At 58.4% G+C, this 20888-nt stretch carries 14 protein-coding genes and 1 riboswitch; of the genes, 5 read left to right on the top strand and 9 right to left on the bottom strand.

Annotated elements, in window-relative coordinates; translation table 11 throughout:
* The first annotated feature begins 104 nt into the window (after positions 1-104).
* From KUL77_RS05095 to KUL77_RS05075, 5 genes are all read left to right on the top strand, one after another.
* A complete protein-coding gene (locus tag KUL77_RS05095; protein WP_297144219.1) occupies positions 105-2027 on the top strand; it encodes a PrkA family serine protein kinase in 1923 nt (640 codons plus the stop codon).
* A gap of 31 nt (positions 2028-2058) precedes the next feature.
* A complete protein-coding gene (locus KUL77_RS05090) occupies positions 2059-3324 on the top strand; it encodes a YeaH/YhbH family protein (RefSeq protein WP_297144218.1) in 1266 nt (421 codons plus the stop codon).
* Positions 3321-4940 (top strand): SpoVR family protein, encoded by a 1620-nt coding sequence (locus KUL77_RS05085; protein WP_297144217.1) that lies wholly within the window; start codon positions 3321-3323, stop codon positions 4938-4940. The genes KUL77_RS05090 and KUL77_RS05085 overlap by 4 nt, the downstream gene beginning before the upstream one ends.
* A gap of 94 nt (positions 4941-5034) precedes the next feature.
* Positions 5035-5163, top strand: a riboswitch (glycine riboswitch).
* A gap of 36 nt (positions 5164-5199) precedes the next feature.
* A complete protein-coding gene (gene gcvP / locus KUL77_RS05080) occupies positions 5200-8106 on the top strand; it encodes an aminomethyl-transferring glycine dehydrogenase (protein ID WP_297144216.1) in 2907 nt (968 codons plus the stop codon).
* 203 nt (positions 8107-8309) lie between these two features.
* Positions 8310-11189, top strand: a complete 2880-nt coding sequence (locus KUL77_RS05075; protein ID WP_297144215.1) for a TonB-dependent receptor — start codon at positions 8310-8312, stop codon at positions 11187-11189.
* Between the two features lie 81 nt (positions 11190-11270).
* On the opposite strand, the gene KUL77_RS05070 is transcribed toward KUL77_RS05075, so the two are convergent.
* The 9 genes from KUL77_RS05070 to rlmB all read right to left on the bottom strand — a co-directional run bounded on the left by KUL77_RS05070 (position 11271) and on the right by rlmB (position 20874).
* Positions 11271-13919 carry a M1 family metallopeptidase gene (locus KUL77_RS05070; RefSeq protein WP_297144214.1) on the bottom strand — a complete coding sequence of 883 codons (2649 nt, stop codon included), beginning with the start codon at positions 13917-13919 and terminating at the stop codon, positions 11271-11273.
* Between the two features lie 91 nt (positions 13920-14010).
* The gene (locus KUL77_RS05065) at positions 14011-14694 is read right to left on the bottom strand and encodes a hemolysin III family protein (protein WP_297144213.1); all 684 of its coding nucleotides are present in this window, start codon (positions 14692-14694) and stop codon (positions 14011-14013) included.
* A 30-nt stretch (positions 14695-14724) separates the two neighbouring features.
* Entirely contained in the window at positions 14725-16017 is a 1293-nt protein-coding gene (locus tag KUL77_RS05060; protein WP_297144212.1) for an adenylosuccinate synthase, read from the bottom strand.
* A 188-nt stretch (positions 16018-16205) separates the two neighbouring features.
* A complete protein-coding gene (locus KUL77_RS05055) occupies positions 16206-16394 on the bottom strand; it encodes a DUF2065 family protein (RefSeq protein ID WP_297144211.1) in 189 nt (62 codons plus the stop codon).
* A gap of 3 nt (positions 16395-16397) precedes the next feature.
* Positions 16398-17261, bottom strand: a complete 864-nt coding sequence (gene hflC, locus KUL77_RS05050) for a protease modulator HflC (protein WP_297144210.1) — start codon at positions 17259-17261, stop codon at positions 16398-16400.
* Positions 17258-18328, bottom strand: a complete 1071-nt coding sequence (gene hflK / locus KUL77_RS05045; RefSeq protein WP_297144235.1) for an FtsH protease activity modulator HflK — start codon at positions 18326-18328, stop codon at positions 17258-17260. Before hflK ends, hflC begins: the two co-directional genes overlap by 4 nt.
* 41 nt (positions 18329-18369) lie before the next feature.
* Entirely contained in the window at positions 18370-19686 is a 1317-nt protein-coding gene (hflX, locus tag KUL77_RS05040; protein ID WP_297144234.1) for a ribosome rescue GTPase HflX, read from the bottom strand.
* Positions 19687-19746: 60 nt separating this feature from the next.
* Positions 19747-20010: an RNA chaperone Hfq gene (gene hfq, locus KUL77_RS05035; protein ID WP_297144209.1), complete on the bottom strand. Its 264-nt coding sequence runs from the start codon at positions 20008-20010 to the stop codon at positions 19747-19749.
* 120 nt (positions 20011-20130) lie between these two features.
* On the bottom strand, positions 20131-20874 hold the full coding sequence (rlmB, locus tag KUL77_RS05030; RefSeq protein ID WP_297144208.1) for a 23S rRNA (guanosine(2251)-2'-O)-methyltransferase RlmB: 744 nt from the start codon (positions 20872-20874) through the stop codon (positions 20131-20133).
* Between the last annotated feature and the right edge of the window lie 14 nt (positions 20875-20888).

Below are 20888 nucleotides of genomic sequence, written 5' to 3'. Positions count from 1 at the left end.
CCGTTCACACTCTGAAAACCACAACCGGCTAGAGTAAAAGCGCAACGCAATCGCACGCTGCATGTTCCATCCCGCCCCGTTGGCTCACCATCATCGGAGGAATTATGGATGTCATCAGTCGCCTCGCCGCACGCTATTCTCAAGGCCGCGAGGAAGAAATGTCGATCGACGACTACCTCGCCCTGTGCAAAACCGACCCCACCGCCTACGCCATAGCATCCGAACGCATGCTGCACGCCATTGGCGAACCCGAGATGGTGGATACCCGCGACGACCCGCAGCTTTCGCGGCTATTTGCCAATAAGGTGATTCGTCGCTATCCCGCGTTTTCTGAGTTTTACGGCATGGAAGATGCCATCGAACAAGTGGTGAGCTATTTCCGCCACGCGGCGCAGGGGCTGGAAGAGCGCAAGCAGGTGCTGTATTTGCTGGGGCCGGTAGGCGGAGGCAAGAGTTCGATTGCCGATCGGCTGAAATATCTGATGCAGAAGGTGCCGTTCTATGCGCTGAAAGACTCGCCAGTGAATGAGTCGCCACTGGGGTTATTCGACCCTACCGAAGACGGCCCCGCACTGGAAGAACAGTTCGGCATTCCGCGCCGCTATCTGCAGCGCGTGCTATCGCCTTGGGCGGTGAAGCGGCTACAAGAGTTCGGTGGTGATATCCGCAAGTTCCGCGTGGTGAAACGCTACCCCAGCATTCTGCAGCAAATTGCGATTGCCAAAACCGAACCGGGTGATGAGAACAACCAAGACATCTCCAGCCTCGTTGGCAAGGTAGATATTCGAAAACTGGAAAACTACTCGCAAGACGATAGCGATGCTTATAGCTACTCGGGTGGTTTGTGCCTAGCCAACCAAGGTCTGCTTGAATTTGTGGAAATGTTCAAAGCGCCCATCAAGGTGCTGCACCCACTTCTTACTGCCACTCAGGAAGGCAATTACAAAGGCACCGAAGGCTTCGGCGCCATTCCGTTTGATGGCATCGTGCTGGCACATAGCAACGAAAGCGAGTGGACGGCATTTCGCAATAACCGTAATAACGAAGCCTTCCTCGACCGTATCTACATCGTCAAAGTACCGTACTGCCTGCGCGTATCTGAAGAGGTCAAAATTTACGAAAAACTCATCCGTGAGTCGTCACTTTCACAAACGATCTGCGCCCCCGGCACACTGAAGATGATGGCCCGCTTCTCCGTGCTTACCCGCCTGAAAGACCCAGAGAACTCCAGCATCTTCAGCAAGATGGAGGTTTACGACGGCAAGACCCTCAAAGACACCGACCCGCGCGCCAAGAGCTATCAGGAATATCGCGACTACGCAGGCGTGGATGAAGGCATGAGCGGCGTTTCAACGCGCTTTGCCTTCAAAATTCTCTCCAAAGTGTTTAACTACGACAGCACTGAAGTAGCGGCTAACCCCGTGCATTTGATGTACGTTTTAGAGCAGCAAATTCAGCGTGAGCAGTTCCCTGCTGAACTTGAAACCAAGTACACAGGCTACATCAAAGAATACCTTTCACCGCGCTACGCAGAATTCATTGGCAAAGAAATTCAAACGGCTTATTTAGAGAGCTATAGCGAATACGGGCAAAATATTTTTGACCGCTATGTCACCTACGCCGACTACTGGATTCAAGACAGCGAGTACCGCGACACCGATACCGGCGAAGTGTTTGATCGTAGCGCGCTCAATGCCGAGCTAGAGAAAATTGAAAAGCCCGCGGGCATTGCCAACCCGAAAGACTTCCGCAATGAGATCGTCAACTTCGTACTGCGCGCACGCGCCAACAACCAAGGCAAGAACCCGGCATGGACGAGCTACGAAAAAATGCGCGCGATCGTTGAGAAGAAGATGTTCTCCAATACCGAAGAACTGCTCCCGGTGATTAGCTTCAACGCCAAAGCCAGCGCAGAAGACGCGCGCAAGCACGAAGATTTTGTCACGCGCATGGTCGCCAAAGGCTATACATCCAAGCAGGTGCGGCTACTGTGTGAATGGTATTTACGAGTGCGTAAAAGCAGCTGAGTGGAGGTTCACCCACAAGGAGATCTGACGCATGCCACTGCAGATCATCGACCGCAGGCTTTCCGGCAAGAATAAGTCGGTAGGCAACCGCGAGCGCTTTTTGCGCCGCTACAAAGCCCAGATCGCTGAAGCGGCGCGCCGCGCGATCTCAGGGCGGTCGATCCGCGACATCGAAAAATCTGAAAACATCCACATCCCCAGCAAAGATATTCGCGAACCAAGTTTTCACCACGGCCAAGGCGGCATTCGCGACATGGTGCACCCGGGCAACCCGGGCTATGTGCGTGGCGATACGATCAAGCGCCAGCACAATGATGGCGGCAGCGGCTCGCAGGCCAGTGATCAAGGCGAGGGTGAGGACGACTTTACTTTTACCCTAAGTAAAGACGAGTTCATGCAGCTATTTTTTGAAGACCTAGAGCTACCGCATTTGCTGCGCACCCATATTGGTGACCAACCGCAGTGGAAGACGCGACGCGCGGGGTTTAGCACCGACGGTACGCCGCATAATCTTGCCGTTGTACGCACCATGCGGCAGGCGTTGGGGCGGCGCATCGCGCTTTCAAAATCGGCGAAACGCCATTTACTAGAACTGCAAGAGCAGTTGCAAGCTTTGCAAGACAGCGGCCAAGGTGAAAGCAATGCAGCGGCGGAGCTCAAACTGCAGATTGAACAACTGCAGCAAAAAATTCGCAGCACACCCTACCTCGATACGCTCGATCTGCGCTTTCGCGCCCACACCAAAGTACCTGTTCCAATCAGCCGCGCCGTCATGTTTTGTGTGATGGATGTATCTGGCTCCATGGACGAAGCGCGCAAAGACCTCGCTAAGCGCTTCTTCATTTTGCTGTACCTCTTCTTGACGAGGCATTACGAAAAAATCGAGCTGGTGTTTATTCGCCACCACACGCAGGCTGCCGAAGTCAGTGAAGACGAATTTTTCCACGCGCGCGAAACCGGTGGCACCGTTGTCAGTAGCGCATTGCAACTGCTCGACGAGATCATTCTTGCGCGCTACCCCAGTACCGAATGGAATCTCTACGTGGCGCAGGCCAGCGATGGCGACAATTTTTCTACCGACAATGGCCAATGCAGCCAACTGCTGCGCGAACGCATCCTGCCATTGGTGCGTTACTACGCCTATGTGCAAGTAGTAGAAGACGAGCAGGCACTTTGGCAGGAATACGCCGAACTCAGCGCACAGTTTGACAATTTCGCCATTCGTAAAGCGACCGCTGTGAGTGAAATTTATCCAGTCTTCCGTGACCTCTTCCGCAAGGAGGGTGCAACGGCATGAGCATCAACCCCAGCGCCTATCCAGCTCTCGAACGCCGTCGCGGCGACAACCCTTGGACGCTCGCCAATGTCGGCGAGCGCCGCCACCACACCGTTCCTGACACGCCACTACCACCGCCGCCGCGCCCCACAGAACCGCTGCCCGCACCAAGCGATTGGACGTTCGAGCTGATCGAGCGCTACCACAGTGTAATTGCCGCTACCGCCAAGCGGTTTGGCCTAGATACCTACCCCAACCAACTGGAAGTCATTTCATCCGAGCAAATGATGGACGCCTACACCAGCGTGGGCATGCCGGTGAACTACCGCCATTGGAGTTTCGGAAAATCGTTTCTTGCTACCGAGCGCAACTATCGGCGCGGGCATATGGGGCTGGCGTATGAAATCTGCATCAACTCCAACCCTTGCATCAGCTATTTGATGGAAGAAAACAGCACCGCGATGCAAGCGCTGGTGATCGCCCACGCTGCGTATGGGCATAACAGCTTTTTCAAAGGCAACTATCTGTTCCGCATGTGGACCGATGCCTCTTCGATCATCGACTACATGGTGTACGCCCGCGACTATGTCAGCAAATGCGAAGAACGCTACGGCTTGGATACCGTCGAACAATTGCTTGATTCCTGCCATGCACTGGCCACGGTGGGTGTGGATCGCTATCGGCGCCCGTCCAAGCGCAGCCTGCAAGACGAGCTAGCGCGCCGTGAAGAGCACCGCCGCTATGCACAGCAGCAGGTCAACGAACTCTGGCGCACGCTACCCAATGCGCAAACCGAGCAAGCAACGGCATCAAGTGAAGAACGCTTTCCACGTGAGCCGCAAGAAAACGTACTGTATTTCATCGAAAAAAATGCACCACTCTTGGAGCCTTGGCAGCGCGAAATCGTGCGCATCGTGCGCAAGATCGCGCAGTATTTTTATCCGCAGCGGCAAACCCAAGTGATGAACGAAGGCTGGGCCTCGTTCTGGCACTACACGCTGATGAACGCGCTCTACGACGAAGGCCAACTGCATGACAGCGTGATGCTGGAATGGTTGTCTTCACATACCAATGTCATTTACCAACCATCGCCCAGCCACCCTGCTTACAGCGGAATCAACCCGTACGCGCTGGGGTTTTCGATGTACCGCGATATTCGCCGCATTTGTGAAGCACCCACCGAAGAAGACCGGCGCTGGTTTCCGGATCTGGCGGGCTCGCCTTGGCTGCCCGCGTTGGATTACGCCATGCGCAACTTCAAAGATGAAAGTTTTATTGGCCAATACTTAAGCCCGCAGCTCATGCGTGATCTGCGCCTGTTTGCCATCCACGACGATGCTGATCAGCCGCAGCTCACCATCAGTGCCATTCATGATGAAGACGGCTACCGCGAGCTGCGGCAACTGCTCTCTCGGCAATACGATATCGGCGTACGTGAACCGAATATTCAGGTTTGGAATGTCAATCTGCGCGGCGATCGCAGCCTGACGCTGCGCCATGCACGCTATCAAAACCGCCCGCTGGACGCAGCCGACGCGCAAGAAGTGCTCAAACACGTCACCCGGCTCTGGGGCTTCCCGGTACGGCTTGAAAGTGTGGACGCCAGCGGCGGCGATCCTACCGTGTATGAAGTATAATTCCGCGGCACGGTGGGAGAAGCGCGCGAACACCTGTTTGCCGCGCTGCCGAAGGCGCAACCGCCCGGAATCGCTCAGGCCACAGACCGCCGTGTGACCACACTCTGGAGAGATCGGCCAGCCGCAGGGCTTGCGCCGGCGCCGAAGGGGCAAGAAGCGTGCGGAATCCCCCTCCCCACCCGCGCGCTTTCAAACTCTCAGGCAAAAGGACAGAGCGGGCATCCCCCTTTTTTGCGCCCATGCGCCTTCGGATGCCGCCATGACCCAACCGTCTCTCCGCTCACTCGAACACCACGACGCTTTTATCGAACGCCATATCGGCCCCAACGACGCCGAAATCGCGGCGATGCTGAAGACGGTCGGCCACGACAGCCTTGAAGCCTTCACCGACGCCATCGTCCCCGGCAGCATCAAGTCCGGCAATCCGCTGGCGCTGCCAGAATCGATGACCGAAGTGGATGCGCTGGACAAGATCCGCGCTATTGCTGGCAAGAACAAGGTATTCAAGAGCTTCATCGGCCAAGGCTATTACGGCACCCATACGCCGAATGTAATCCTGCGCAACATCCTCGAAAACCCGGCGTGGTACACCGCTTACACCCCGTATCAGGCCGAAATTTCGCAAGGCCGCATGGAAGCATTGATCAACTTCCAGACCATGGTGGCCGACCTCACCGGCATGGACATCGCCAATGCCTCGCTGCTCGACGAGGCCTCTGCCTGCGCCGAAGCGATGACCTTGGCCAAGCGCAGCGCCAAGTCCAAGTCCAACACCTTCCTCGTATCGGGCGACACCCATCCACAAACGCTTGAAGTGCTGAAAACCCGCGCCGAGCCGCTGGGGCTGAGCGTGGAGCTGGCCAATTCCGAAGACGAGTGGAACGCCGCCATTTCCAAGGGTGATTTTTTTGGCGTACTGATCCAATACCCCGCTTCCAGCGGCTGGCTGATGGATTGGAGCCAAGAGGTGGAAAAAATCCATGCGGTCGGCGCATTGGCCACCTTCGCTACCGACCTGCTCGCCCTGACCCTGCTGAAGTCGCCGGGCGAAATGGGCGCCGACATCGTGATCGGCAACAGCCAGCGCTTCGGTGTGCCGTTTGGCTTCGGCGGGCCGCATGCGGCCTTCATGGCCTGCCGCGATGCCTACAAGCGCTCGATGCCGGGCCGCTTGATTGGCGTGTCGATCGACGCCGCCGGCAACCCCGCTTACCGCCTCACCTTGCAAACCCGCGAGCAGCACATCCGCCGCGAGAAAGCCACCTCCAACATCTGCACCGCGCAGGTGCTGCTGGCGGTGATGGCGGCAATGTACGCCGTCTACCACGGCCCCGACGGCCTCAAGCGCATTGCCCAGCGCGTGGCCCGCTACACCGCCATTCTTAAGGCTGGTTTGGCCCAACTGGGTTACGCGCAAGACCACCACGGCAGCGCGTTTGACACCATCAGCCTGAAGACCGGCGCACAAACCGACGCCCTACTGGAACGCGCCCGCGCCCACGGCGTCAACCTGCGCAAGGCTTGGGATGAGTACATCTGCATCTCGCTGGATGAAACCACCACTCGCGCCGATCTGGAACTGCTGTGGACGATCTTCGGCGAAGGCAAACCGCTGCCGTCGATCGAGGCGCTGGACGCCAGCGCACCATCGCTGATTCCGGCCGAACTGGCGCGCAGCTCCAGCTTCATGACCCATCCCGTGTTCAACACCTACCACAGCGAACACGAATTGCTGCGCTACCTGCGCACGCTGGCGGACAAGGACCTGGCGATGGATCGCACCATGATCCCGCTGGGCAGCTGCACCATGAAGCTCAACGCCACCGCCGAGATGATCCCGGTGACCTGGCCTGAGTTCGGCAATATCCACCCGTTTGTGCCCGCCGAGCAGGCGCAGGGCTATCAAGAACTCATCAGCGGGCTGGAAGCCATGCTGGTGGAAGCCACCGGCTATGACGCGGTCAGCCTGCAGCCCAACTCAGGCGCGCAGGGCGAATACGCCGGCCTGCTGGCCATTCGCGCCTACCACGCCTCGCGTGGCGAAGCGCATCGCAATATCTGCCTGATCCCCGAATCCGCCCACGGCACCAACCCGGCCAGCGCGCAGATGTGCGGGATGAAGGTGGTGGTGACCAAGTGCGACGCCAACGGCAATGTGGACGTCGCCGACATCCGCGCCCAAGCCGAGAAGCATTCGGCCAACCTCGCCGCGATCATGATGACCTACCCGTCCACCCACGGCGTGTTCGAGGAAGACGTGGTCGAGATCTGCGAGATCATCCACCAGCACGGCGGCCAAGTGTATACCGACGGCGCCAACATGAACGCGCTGGTCGGTCTGGCCAAGCCCGGCAAATGGGGCAGTGACGTCAGCCACCTCAACCTGCACAAGACCTTCTGCATCCCGCACGGCGGCGGCGGCCCCGGCGTGGGCCCCTGCGCGGTGCGTTCGCACCTGGCACCGTTCCTGCCCAAGGCCTTCGGCGAAGGCGGCGTGAAAACGGAAGGCACCGGCGGCGGCAATATGGTGAGCGCGGCCAGCTTCGGCAGCGCCAGCATCCTGCCGATCAGCTGGATGTACATCGCGATGATGGGCCGTGACGGCCTGCGCAAGGCGACGCAAGTGGCGATGCTTAATGCCAACTACATCGCCAAGCGCTTGGAAGCCTGCTTCCCCACCCTATACACCGGCCGCAACGGGCTGGTGGCGCACGAATGCATCCTCGATCTGCGCCCGCTGGAGAAACTCTCCGGCATCAGCGCCGAGGACGTGGCCAAGCGCTTGATCGACTTCGGCTTCCACGCGCCCACGCTGAGCTTCCCAGTAGCCGGTACTTTGATGGTAGAGCCCACCGAATCCGAGTCGCTGCATGAGCTGGATCGTTTCATCGATGCCATGATCCAGATTCACGCCGAGATCCAAGACGTCATCAGCGGCAAGCTGGACCGCGAAGACAACCCGCTCAAACACGCCCCGCACACCGCAGCCCAGGTCAGCGCCAGCGACTGGAGCCACGGCTACGCCCGGGAACTGGCGGCGTTCCCGCTGGCCAGCCTCAAGCAGGTCAAGTACTGGCCGCCGGTGGCGCGCGTGGACAACGTGCACGGCGACAAGAACGTGATGTGCGCCTGCATCCCGGTGGATGCGTATAAAGACGAGGCGTAAGCCAACCTACATCGCTGCAACATTAACGGCCCGCGCAAGCGGGCCGTTTTGCATTCTGACGCATCTACACCCGTTACCGGAGAAACATTTATTCCAGCAGAATTGCCATGCCGAAATACATATTCCATTAACGGCAATTTAAGGTTAGATTAGGAATAGCAGCGTTCTCGCTGTTTACTCCACAACACCCCGGGGGGGAAGTGATGTCCACTCGCCATACACTCACACCGCGCAGGCTCTGCATCGCACTGATCGCCGCCATGGCCTTGCCTGCGGCCGCACAACAGGCAGACACCGCCAAAACAACGGCCGAAGGCGCTGCAAAAACGCTTGATAAAATTACGATTACCGGCTCGCGTATCCAGCGCACCGACATCGAAACCGCGCTTCCCATCACTATTATTCAACGCGCTGAAATTGATGCTCAAGGCATCACTTCAGCAGAACAGCTACTGCAGCAGCTCAACGTCGCCAGTAACGGGCCTGATAGCCTTGCGGCCAATAGTGGTGTGGCGCCTCCCGGCACGCGTGGCAATAACGGCGTTTCCGGTGCCAACCTGCGCGGCCAAGGCGCAGATGCCACCTTGGTGCTGCTCAATGGCCGCCGCGTCGCTGCGCACGGTCTTGCCGGCCAAGTGGTTGACTTAAACTCCATTCCATTTGCCGCCATCGAGCGTGTAGAAGTGCTGCGCGACGGTGCCTCGGCCGTGTACGGCACCGACGCCATCGGCGGCGTAATCAACTTCATCACCCGGGATAATTACCAAGGCTATACCGCCACCGCCGGTGCCGACGTCACCCAGCAAGGTGGCGGCAATATCTTCCATGCCAGTCTATTAGGTGGATGGGGCGACCTTGATTCCGACCATTGGAACGTATGGGCGGCGGTCAACGTCAAGAAAAACAAGATGTTGGTGGGTTCGCAGCGCGATTTTGCCAACAGCTTCCAGCCGGATCGCGGCCTAGCACCCGATACACGCGGTACCCCGTTTGCCAACGTCGTGAGTGCCACCGGCAGCATGATTGGCGGAGGGCTAATAGATCCCGTCACGGGGCTCACCAAAACCACCATCAGTACGCTCGACCTTCCCGGCGGCGCAGGCTGCGAAAACGGTGGCGACATGATGGGGCAGTATGACGATAAAGTCTGGTCCAGCCCCGGCGCCAGCTTCGGCTGCGCCTGGGACTACGGCCGCGCACGCACCATCCAGCAACCGGTGGACACGGTGCAAGGCATTGGCCGGGCCACCTTCAAGATCAACGATGACACCCAGTTCTTCGCCGAGCTGATGGCCTCGAAGGTGAGTTCAACGCGTCATTTCGAAGCCCAGCAAATCAGCTCAAGCAGAAATGCCAGCGCCACACAGCTTGACGCTTATGAGCTCAATGCCAATACGCAGGCCACCTACGACGCGATCTATAACCAAATCTTGGGTTACTTCGGCAGCCAAGCCAATCTCAATTACGGCGCCCCCATTACCTATCGTTGGCGCTGTGAGATCTGCGGCCCGCGTCAGCTAGAGACCACCACCAAAGCCTACCGCGTGCTATTCGGCTTCACCGGCACCTTTGCAAACTGGGACTACGACATCGGCCTATCACGCGCAGAAAGCCGTGCCGATTCTGTCCTTGCAGGCGGTTACTACTACACGCCGCAACTGAAGGCCGCACTCAAGAGTGGGCTACTCAACCCCTTCTTGATGCCGGGGCAAGACCAATCACAAGCCGCTTACGCTGCCTTGGCCGCCGCCGATGCCAGCGGGCTACTGCTGTATAAGGGCGCATCCACCACCACCACCTTCGATGCCAGTGCCAGCGGTAGCCTCGGCTTCAAACTTTGGGCAGAAGACGATGTGCAGGCAGCGGTTGGCGTGGATATTCGTCGTGAAGAATACGAGTTCAGCGGTCCGGCCGAATGGTCTGCAGGTAACGCCTATGTGTTCGGCGCACCGGGTGATGCATCCAACTATATGTCGCCCAAAACACGTAACGTGAAAGCGGCCTTTGTTGAAGTGAACCTGCCCGTCGTCAAGAGTTTGGAAGTCAACCTTGCCGTGCGCCACGACCGCTACGATGGCTTCGGCGGCACCACCAACCCGAAGTATTCGTTCAAGTGGCAACCGATCGACTGGCTGGTGTTCCGTGGCGCGTACAGCACTGGCTTCAAAGTGCCTGACTTTGCCAAACTATTCCGCGGCATCACCGAAACGCAGTACACCGGTCTTGATTTAGCAGACCCGGCCAAGTGCCCGAACGGCCAGTACGACCCAGATGTGGCCAACTGCAATGTGCAAATTCGCCCCGACATCGTCACCGGCGGCAACCCCAACCTGAAACCGGAAGAAGCCGAACAGCGCAGCATTGGTTTTGTGATCGCGCCCACCGCCAACTTCAACGTAAGCGTGGACTGGTGGGAAATCGAACGCACCAACACCATCCGCAGCGGCTTCAACCTCTCCACGATGACCGCAAACTACCCGCTGTACGCTTCCAACTTCATTCGCGATAGCACCGGCAATATCATCCAAATCGACCAGCGCTATATCAACACCGGCGGCACGTTGACCCGCGGCGTGGAGCTGGATGCCAATATGCGCGGGCAGCTGGCAGGTGGCAACTGGAACGTCCACTTGAACGGTAATTACCTCGACACGTTCAAGACCAAGACCTTCGATAGCCTGCCCTACAGCGACAACTTGGTAGGCGAATACGAGCGCTACTTCAACCTTCCGATCAAGTGGAAGCACACGCTTGCATTTGGCTGGCAGCGTGGCGATTGGGCACATATGCTGACCCAGATTTATCGTGATGGCTATAAAGACTGGCAGCCGCCGGGTATCCGCAACGGTTACGTTCCGCCGAACTACAGCCGCGACGTGGATAGCTACACGATCTACAACTACAGCGTGAGCTGGACTGGGTTTGAAAAGATGAAGCTCACCTTCGGCATTCGTAACCTGTTCAATACCGATCCGCCGTTTACCCTGCGCTATTTGGATGATGGCGATGGTGCTGGCTGGGAAGCACGTATCGCCGACCCGCGTGGCCGTTCGTTCACCCTGCAAGCGGAATACACGTTCTAAGCAAGCAGGCACAACCGCACCAACGCAAAGGCCCCGCAGAAAATCGCGGGGCCTTTTCATTTTGGAATCGAATTGGTTGGGTTACACGCCCTTCGATTTCAACCACGCGTCTATCTGAGGAAGCAATTGCGCACGCAGTTTTAGCCGGGTTTGAATACCATTGACGGCGCTCTTTGCATCGCGTCGCGAAGTGGGTGCAATGTACTTTTCTGCGAAATCGTTGATCTTATCCACCATTGCAAGATCTTTCGCACTTGCACCAAGCCCTGGGTAATAACGTGGCAATGATGTGGAATCAACCAGCGTATTGACCTTCTCACGGTGTGCAACGGCAAAATCAAATGCCATGTCCGGGTGCTCCCAAGACACCGAAGAAATCATCGAAGCGCCATTGGTGGCCCCAGGCTCATCGGTGAGCGCCATGGCCAAGGCGCGCTGCGCCAGTGTTTTATCTTTTGCACGCGCCAACAAGCCATAGTACTGATCACGCAGCATGGACGATTTTTCTTGCTGCGCCAGCGTGTGCAACTGGTTCCACGTGGCTTCATCGGCGTTATACGCCACAATACCCAGCACCGTGCGACGCAGATCAGGGCTGAGTGTTTTTGGGTCTTGCAAGAAGGCGGCAAAGCGGCGGCGCGCTTCTGCCAATACGGCCACATCGCCTAGCCCACTCAGCGTGCTAATCAGGCTTGTGCGCAATTGCTTGACTGCTGTGCTGTCCCCCTCCTTCTGCTCCCAACCAAGCTGTTGAAACTTTGGCGAAAGCTTAGCAATGACAAACTTTTGAACGGCTGCTTTGCGCTTTGCATCTTGATCAAAATAATCATCGAGCGCCCCCAGTGAACCCGATACCATTTGCCACATTTCTGGTGCGGCATCTAGCGGCACTTGCAGCACAAGATTCAGCATATCGGCCTGCGGCTGCAGGCCAACCGCAGACAGCGCGCCGGTATCCATCAACACACCCATTTGATCCACCACGGGCAATTGCGCAAAGGAAGCAGTCAGCGCTTTGAATTGTGCAGGCGTGTAGAGCGTGCGGTAATAGCCCTTCTGCCCGGCGTTCACCAACACAGGGCCGCAGCCCGGTAGCGTCACGCTGGCCTTGCCGTCCACCAATACTTTTACGGCCTTGCCATCCCCCCCGCGCAGACTTACCGGCACACGCCAGCGCAGAGGAGTTTTGTCTGGGCGGTCCACGGTGAACTCGCCCTGCTCCAACGTCATATCGGTTGAACCGTTCTTGCACACACTAGACGCACGAATCAGCGGCACACCCGGCTGCAATGTGAAGTCATGTGCCACTTGCATAAATTGTTTCCCCGGTGCGGCCTGCTCAATTTCTTCCCATAGCGCATCGGTCACCGCATTGCCGTAAGCGTGTTTGGCGATGTAGCTACGCACACCATTACGCCACGCATCTTCCCCCACATAATCTTCCAGCATCGAAATCACCGCAGAGCCTTTGCCATAGGTGATACCGTCAAACGCTTGGCTGGCTTGCTCTACCGTTGCAATATGTTGCACCACCGGATGGGTGGTGACATAGGCATCACCGCCCATTGGGCCACGGCTGGTGTAGGCCGCATCCACACCCGATGTATCCCACTCAGGGTGCAACTTGCGCGTGGTACGCCCTTCCATCCAAGTGGCAAAGCCTTCGTTGAGCCACAAATCATCCCACCACGCCATCGTGACCAAATCACCAAACCATTGGTGGGCAATCTCGTGCGCCGCGGTCAAAAAGATCGTCTGTTTATTGAAGACATTCGAAGTTGCTGGGTCTAGCAGCATCGAAGATTCAAAGGTAAAAATCGCCCCCCAGTTTTCCATCGCGCTGAAGAACTGGCTGCGTCCCGGTGCGGCGATATTGTCGAGCTTCTTAAGTGGATATTTCACCCCGAAGTAGTCGTTGTATTCGCGCAGCACATCGCGGCTGGCTTCCATCGCAAAACGCGCCTGCTCAACCTTGCCTTTCTGGGTAATTACGCCAATGTCCACACCGCCGTCTTCCAAGGAGATGCGGTCAAACTCACCCAGCCCCAAAAACAGCAGGTAGGTGGACATCTTTGGCGTGGTTTCAAAGGTAATGCGCTGCAATCCGTTTCGCAGCGTTTCTTCGGCTTTCACCGGCATATTACTCACGGCCATCTGCCCGGCGGGGGCCACCACACTTAGGTCAAAGGTCGCCTTGTAGTTTGGCTCGTCCCACGAAGGGATGAAACGGCGTGCGTCCGAGTTTTCAAACTGCGTATAAAGTGCGCGCTTCTTACCCGCTTCGGTGGGATAGTCCAGCGCAAACAGGCCATTGGCCTGCGTGCCGATTTTTCCGGTATAGGTGGTGAGCAACTGGTATTTGCCCGGCGCAAGCGTCTGCTCAAACTTGAAGCTGGCCGTTTGCTCATCTGCATTCAAGGTAACGTTTGCTTTCAGCGCACGGCCTTTTGCATCAACCAGTGCACTCGTCACAAACTGCATATCCACCGCCTGCAACACGATGGTGTTGGTCGGCACAAGCACGTTCAGTTCAATTTTGAGATTGCCATCAAACGTCATGGCCTCGGCATGCGGCGTAACTTCAAGGCGATAATGCACCGGCGCAACATCGCGTGGAAGCTGGGTGGTGACCTCTGTTAACGTGGGTGCATGGCCCAGTTGTTGTGCGCACACCGCACCTGTCGCGCTAACCAGCGCCAACGCAATTGCTGTAGAAAGAATACGACGCATGGCAACCCCTATGTGAAAGCACAAGGGCTCAATGATCCTGCGAAAAAATCAGCGCACGCACTGCCAGAAGTCACGGCATAGCGAAATGAAATTAGAGCAAGTGCAGCATCACCGCAGCGTAATGGCAGACGCTACCTAGAATCACAAAACCATGCCAGATCGCGTGCGAATAACGCAGTTGCGGACGCATATAGAAGAATGTCCCAGCGGTATAGGCCACGCCCCCCCCCAGCAGCCACAGCAGTGGCGCGGTGCCCAGCGCGTGCAGCATGGGTTTTACCGCAAGAATTACCAGCCAGCCCATGCCGATATAAATCAGCGTTGAGAGCTTTTTGAAGCGCCCCGTGTAAAAAAGTTTGAACACCACCCCTGCCAGCGCCAGCGTCCAAATAGTGCCGAATAGCCACCAACCCACCGGGCCGCGCAAGCCGACTAAGGTGAACGGCGTGTAGGTGCCTGCGATCAAGAGATAGATCGCGCAGTGGTCAAAAACCTTTAAGCGCCCTTTAAGCACCGGATTGGTGAAGGCGTGGTACAGCGTTGAAGCGGTGTACAGCAGCAACAGCGCCACACCAAACACAATGGCCCCGGCTAGCTGCCAGCCATCCCCGTAAATGGCCACTAAAGTGATGAGTACCGCACCGGCCGCGAGTGCGGCTGCAGCCCCCACACCGTGGGTCAGCGCATTGGCCAGCTCCTCTCGCGAGAAGCCTTGCGGCGCAAGAGAGGCCCGAGCGTTCGGGAAGGGAAACGTGGTGGCGGTGGCATGCTGCATGGTGCAAGCATACCACCGCGTATGCCCGTTTTAGGCGTATGGATCGCGCAGCACCATGGTGTGGTCGCGATCCGGGCCGGTAGAGACAATAGAGATTGGGCAGCCCGCCAGCTCTTCCAGCGCGCGCAGGTAGGCGCGGGCAGCGGCCGGCAGCTTGTCCCACTCGGTCACGCCGTGGGTATTCTCGCTCCAGCCTGGGAACTCCAAATACACCGGCGTGCATTCGTCCCAACCCTGTGCGTCCAGCGGTGCGTACTCGCTGCGCTTGCCGTGGTATTCGTAAGCGATGCAGACCTTCAGCTTCTCCATGCCGTCGAGCACGTCGAGCTTGGTGATGCACAGGCCGGAGATGCCATTGATGGCAACAGCACGCTTCAGTGCCACGATATCCATCCAACCGCAGCGGCGTGGCCGCCCGGTGGACGCACCGTATTCCGCGCCACGATCACGAATGCCTTGGCCCACTTCATCATCGAGCTCGGTGGGGAACGGGCCACCGCCAACACGGGTGGCATACGCCTTGGCGATACCCAGTACATAGTCGATGGCATCTGCACCCACGCCCGCACCGGCCAGCGCGCCACCCACCGTGGTATTGGAGCTGGTGACGTAGGGGTAAGTGCCGTGATCGATATCCAGCAGCGCGCCCTGTGCGCCTTCAAACAGCACGCGCTTACCGGCCTTGCGCAGTTCGTGGCAAATGCCCGCCACGTCGGACTTCATCGGCTGCACGTATTTGCCAAATTCCAGCGCCTCATCCAAGGTCTGCTGGAAGTCCACCGCTTCAACGCCCAGATACTTGGTCAGCACGAAGTTGTGGTAGTCCAGCGCCGCGCGCAATTTTTCCGCCAGCTGTTCGGGGTAATGCAGGTCGGCGATACGGATACCACGGCGCGCCACCTTATCTTCATAGGCCGGGCCAATGCCGCGCCCGGTGGTGCCAATCGCCTTGCCGCCTGCGGCCTTCTCACGCGCCTGATCCAACGCGATGTGATACGGCATGATCAGCGGCGCGGCTGGGGAGATTTTCAAGCGCGAGCGCACTTCCACACCCGCCGCTTCTAATTCATCAATTTCTTTACGCAGTGCGGCAGGCGAAATCACCACACCATTACCGATCAGGCACAGCGCGCCATCGCGCAGGATGCCGGACGGGATCAGGTGCAGCACCGTCTTCTTACCATTGATAACCAGCGTATGGCCAGCGTTATGCCCGCCCTGAAAGCGCACCACCGCGCCGATATCTTCGGTGAGCAGATCAACGATCTTACCCTTGCCTTCATCGCCCCATTGGGCGCCTAACACGACGACTGACTGGCCCATGGCCATACTCCTGTTTTCTCGCGGCCATCGGGGCCACTGGATGGGTGTATCAAGCGCTCCTCACTTTGACGCCATCCCGCCATCGGGGCGAGAGGCAGCTAGCAAGCGCCAAACACGGAAAAAGCCGAGGCGAACCCCGGCTTTTGTGCATTCTACCTGCTTTCAATCGCGGCGGCGAATGGCGGCGTTCAGCTTCCACGCACCAGCCAAAGCGAGATCAGCCCCAGCATTAAAATAACGCCGCCAAAGCGCCGAACCTGCTCATCGCTCAGCGCCAGCATTTGCTCAACGGTGCGCTTCCACGCCGCTGGGGCTGCAAACAGTAGCAGCCCCTCAATAATCGCGACTAAACACAGTGCGGCCCAGAGGTCGCTCATACATTAACGATCGCTGCGCATGTATTGCAGGAACGGATCATTGCGCTCCAGCACGATCACGCTATCGTTATTGGAGAACGCCTTGCGATATGCCTCAAGGCTACGCTGGAAGGCGTAGAAGCTTGGATCACGGTTGGCCGCTTCGGCATAAATACGCGCCGCTTCCGCGTCCCCTTCACCGCGCGATTTTTGTGCATCGCGTTCGGCTTCGGCCAAGATCACCTGCTGATCACGGTCGGCACCGGCGCGGATTTCATTAGCCTGCTCTTCACCCTCGGCGCGCAGACGGCTGGCTACCTGCTGACGCTGGGCGCGCATGCGGTTATACACGTCGTCGATCACGCGGCTATCGGTAGGTAGATCCAACTGTTTGATGCGCAAATCCAAGATGCGCACGCCCAAGGTGGAAGCGCCGCGGTTGATAATCCCCAGCTGACTTTTGACAATCGTTGTGCGGTCGCCCGACACCGCCTCTTGCAAGGTGCGCGCGTTGATCTCATTACGCAGTGCGTCTTTGATGATGGGGGCAAGGCGGGCAATGGCCGCCGACTCATCGCCGCCAGTCGCACGATAGAAGGCGCGCGCGTCTTCTATCTGGCCCACGGCAAAGAAATCCACGCTGACGTCTTTACGTTCGGAGGTCAGGTAGCGTTCCGGCTCCGCAGGCAGCACCTGCAGACGTTTATCAAACACCCGTGCCGACTCCACTAGCGGCCACTTGAAATGCAGCCCCGGCTGCAGATTCACCCGCGACACGCGGCCTAAATTCAACACGATGGCGGTATGGCCTTCATTCACCACAAACACCGAGCCCATCAGCAGCATCAACGCCGCTACCGCACCGGCCATCCAGGCATGAAATCTCATCGCACCACCTCATCACGGCCGGTCGAGCGGCCACTGCGCCCCGGCCGCGCCGGGTTATTGTCTTGGGTTGTCGCTTGCGGTGCGGACCCGGTCATATCCGGCAGCACCACGGGAGCCTGCGGCGCAGGCGTGGCACTGCTCGCGTCCATGGGCACATAAATTAGCTGACGACCATCGCCACCCACCACCTTGCGGTTCTTGGCCAGCACGTCTTGCACGGTTTCCAGCCACAGGCGCTTGCGGGTCACTTCCGGCGCACCTTTATACTGCGCCACCAAAAGACTAAAGCGTTCCGCGTCACCAGTAGCGCGGGCGATTTCCGCCGTTTTATAACCTTCCGCCACGGTGCGTACGCGCGCCGCTTGGCCGCGCGCCTCCGGCACAATCTTAGCCGCATACGCGCGCGCTTCCGAAATCAAACGCTGCTGATCTTGCTGGGCGCTGTTGACGTCATCAAACGCAGGCTTCACCTGCTGCGGCGGGCGCGCATCGGGCAGGTTGAGTTCGGTCACGGTAAGCCCCGTGCGATAGGCCTCCAGCGATTTTTGCAGCCGGTCGCGTGCGGCTACCGAGAGCTGTTCGCGCGCGCCCAATACGGTGTCCAGTTTGGAACGGCCCACGAGTTCGCGCACCGTACTCAGTGCGGCTTGGCGCAGCACTTCATCACCATCACGCGTACCAAACAGATAGAGCTTGGCGTCCACGGCCTTGTACTGCACGTTGATCGCCACTTCTACGATATTTTCGTCGGAAGTCAGCACCGGCACGCGATCTTCATAATTTTTAATTTGGGTGGCGTTGACCTTGATCACACGCTCGATCGGCCACGGCATTTTGAAGTTAGGCCCCGGCTGCATGATGCGATCGAACTGGCCAAAACGCAGCACCACGCCGCGCTGCTGTTCGGCCACCAGCACGAAACAGTTGAACACCAGCCACAGGCCCAGCAGGATGGCGGCCCAGCGCAAAGGCCCGCCACCACCACCGAAGTCCGGCAGTTTATTGAGAAACTGTCCAAACCCGCCGCCGACGTTGCGTCCGCCGCCACCGGGTTTATTCCAGGCCATCCAGGCCGCTCTTGGCCCGCGCGGGCCGCTGCTTTGTGTGGTCATGCGTGAGATTCTACGGGAAGTGCCGGTATTTCTGTCGGCAAAAGTGAACGTAAGGGTAAGCCATCCGGTTGTGCGGCAAGCCGCATGGCGTCGGCGAGTGGTAAATCAACGGTGAGTTGCCAGCCGTCGGCCTCGTGGCATTCGGCGCGCACAGCCGCAATGGCGTGCAGCCGCGAACGCAGCCGCCCGGCATCTACCGGAAGGCTAATTTGACCCGCCACACGCTGCAGCCCAAGCCGCTGCTCCAGCGCAGTATTGAGTAATTCCAGCCCCTGCCGCTCGCGCGCAGACAGCCAGACGGCGGAATAATCGGTTTCGCGCTGATCCAAACGCGGCAGCGCGCCTTCAATACGGTCAATCTTATTGAAAATCAGCAGCTGCGGAATATCTCCTGCGCCGATGTCATGCAGCACCTCATCCACCTGCGCCATGCGCTCATCGCGCAGCGGGTCGTCGGCGTCGATGACGTGTAGCAAAAGATCGGCCTCACGCGCTTCGCTCAAGGTCGAACGAAACGCCGCCACCAGTTCGTGCGGAAGATCGCGCACAAACCCTACGGTATCGGCCAGCACCACATTGCCACCCGGCAGTTCGATGCGGCGCACGGTGGGGTCAAGCGTGGCAAAGAGCTGATCCGCGGCATAGGCATCCGCGCCGGTTAAGGCATTGAACAGTGTGGATTTCCCGGCATTGGTATAGCCCACCAAGGCCACGCGCGGCAGTTCGCTGCGCACACGCGCACGGCGCATTTGCGCGTGCTGCACATCCACTTTCTCCAAACGCTTTTGCAACATTTCCACGCGTTTTTGCAGCAGGCGGCGGTCGGTTTCTAGCTGGGTTTCACCCGGCCCACGCAGGCCAATCGAGCCGCCACGCTGGCGCTCTAAGTGGGTCCAGCCGCGCACCAAGCGTGTAGCCATATGCCGCAACTGGGCAAGTTCCACTTGCAGCTTGCCCTCATGGCTGCGCGCACGTTGGGCGAAGATATCGAGAATCAGCCCCGTGCGGTCCACCACGCGGCGCTCCAGCGCGCGCTCCAAGTTACGCTCTTGGATGGGTGTGAGCGCGTGATTGATGAGCACCAAGTCCGCACCCACCGCGTCGCAGGCGGCTTTGACTTCTTCCAGCTTCCCTGTGCCGATCAAAATCGACGGGTTCGGCTTATCAATCCGTGCGTTCAAAGTAGCCAGCACGCTGGCCCCTGCCGAGCGCGTCAGTTCAGTAAATTCTTCCAACACACCTTCCGCCGGCGGGCCTCCGGCATAGGGTTGGATCAGCAGTGCGTTCTCGCCACCGCGCGAACGGTCAAACAGTTGAGTTGGCATTACCGTGTAAATGCGGGCATGTTCCCGCATTTACAAGCCCCGCATCGATTATTCAGAATCGTCTGCCGCCGCGTCTTCACCGCCCTGCCCGGAAGCACTCCCCAAACGCACATTGCGTGCAGGTACCACGGTGGAAATGGCGTGCTTATAGACCATCTGGCTGACGGTATTGCGCAGCAGCACAACAAATTGGTCGAACGATTCAATCGTCCCCTGCAGCTTGATGCCGTTGACCAGATAGATTGAAACCGGGACGCGCTCACGGCGCAAAGCGTTCAGGAATGGGTCCTGCAAAGACTGCGATTTTGACATGGATTCCCCGTGTGTCATAAGTGTTGTTGTTGTTTGTTGTCGCGAGCGATCGCCATGCGATGTTAGCGCACGTTCAGGTAAGAAGGGAAACTCTTCTTCACATGTCTGCGTTAGGGGCTTTTAGCCTCGCTGGCGCACCGCTTCAAAGAGGCTAACCCCGGTTGCCACGGAGACATTGAGGCTTTCAAAGCCGCCGGGCATCGGTATTTTCACCAGCTGATCGCAGTTCTCGCGGGTCAGGCGGCGCATGCCATCGCCCTCGCTGCCCATCACCAACGCCACATTGCCGGTGAGGTCCAGCGCATACAGCGAGGTCTCGGCTTCACCCGCTAACCCATAAATCCAAACACCGGCTTTTTGCAGATCACGCAGTGTGCGGGAAAGATTGGTCACACTGAAGACCGGCAGAATATCTGCCGCGCCCGCCGAGGTCTTGCGTACGGTGGCATTGAGCTGCACCGCTTTATCTTTGGGAATGATGACCGCCGTTGCGCCCGCCGCTGCCGCGCTGCGCAGACAGGCGCCCAGATTGTGTGGGTCTTGCACACCGTCGAGCACCAGCAGCAAGGCGCGCCCTTCGGCCGCTTCAACCAAGCCTACTAGCTCGTGCTCATCCCAGGTTTTCGCGGCCGCATAGCGCGCCACCGCGCCCTGATGGCGCAATCCACCGGCCACGCCATCCAGCGCCTGCGCGGTGACCCGGCGCACGTCGATCTCTTTACGCCGCGCCTGCTGCTCGATGTCCGCAATCCGCGGATTTTTGCTACCGGCTTCCAGCAGCACTTCATGCACATGTTTGGCGTCGTGCTCCAACGCGGACGCGACCGCGTTGAGGCCAACCACCCATTGGGAAGATTTACTCATGGCGCTATTGTGCC

The sequence above is a fragment of the Thermomonas sp. genome, from assembly GCF_019104945.1.
Classification (GTDB): Bacteria; Pseudomonadota; Gammaproteobacteria; order Xanthomonadales; family Xanthomonadaceae; genus Thermomonas.
The sequence above is the reverse complement of the archived record's forward strand: the minus strand, read 5'-3'. Positions and strand labels throughout refer to the sequence as shown.

What these genes read in the sequence shown, in the direction of transcription:
- KUL77_RS05095 (WP_297144219.1), top strand. Translation starts at nt 105, where the DNA reads ATGGATGTCATCAGTCGCCTCGCCGCACGCTATTCTCAAGGCCGCGAG.
- KUL77_RS05090 (WP_297144218.1), top strand. Translation starts at nt 2,059, where the DNA reads ATGCCACTGCAGATCATCGACCGCAGGCTTTCCGGCAAGAATAAGTCG.
- KUL77_RS05085 (WP_297144217.1), top strand. Translation starts at nt 3,321, where the DNA reads ATGAGCATCAACCCCAGCGCCTATCCAGCTCTCGAACGCCGTCGCGGC.
- gcvP (WP_297144216.1), top strand. Translation starts at nt 5,200, where the DNA reads ATGACCCAACCGTCTCTCCGCTCACTCGAACACCACGACGCTTTTATC.
- KUL77_RS05075 (WP_297144215.1), top strand. Translation starts at nt 8,310, where the DNA reads ATGTCCACTCGCCATACACTCACACCGCGCAGGCTCTGCATCGCACTG.
- KUL77_RS05070 (WP_297144214.1), bottom strand. Translation starts at nt 13,919, where the DNA reads ATGCGTCGTATTCTTTCTACAGCAATTGCGTTGGCGCTGGTTAGCGCG.
- KUL77_RS05065 (WP_297144213.1), bottom strand. Translation starts at nt 14,694, where the DNA reads ATGCAGCATGCCACCGCCACCACGTTTCCCTTCCCGAACGCTCGGGCC.
- KUL77_RS05060 (WP_297144212.1), bottom strand. Translation starts at nt 16,017, where the DNA reads ATGGGCCAGTCAGTCGTCGTGTTAGGCGCCCAATGGGGCGATGAAGGC.
- KUL77_RS05055 (WP_297144211.1), bottom strand. Translation starts at nt 16,394, where the DNA reads ATGAGCGACCTCTGGGCCGCACTGTGTTTAGTCGCGATTATTGAGGGG.
- hflC (WP_297144210.1), bottom strand. Translation starts at nt 17,261, where the DNA reads ATGAGATTTCATGCCTGGATGGCCGGTGCGGTAGCGGCGTTGATGCTG.
- hflK (WP_297144235.1), bottom strand. Translation starts at nt 18,328, where the DNA reads ATGGCCTGGAATAAACCCGGTGGCGGCGGACGCAACGTCGGCGGCGGG.
- hfq (WP_297144209.1), bottom strand. Translation starts at nt 20,010, where the DNA reads ATGTCAAAATCGCAGTCTTTGCAGGACCCATTCCTGAACGCTTTGCGC.
- rlmB (WP_297144208.1), bottom strand. Translation starts at nt 20,874, where the DNA reads ATGAGTAAATCTTCCCAATGGGTGGTTGGCCTCAACGCGGTCGCGTCC.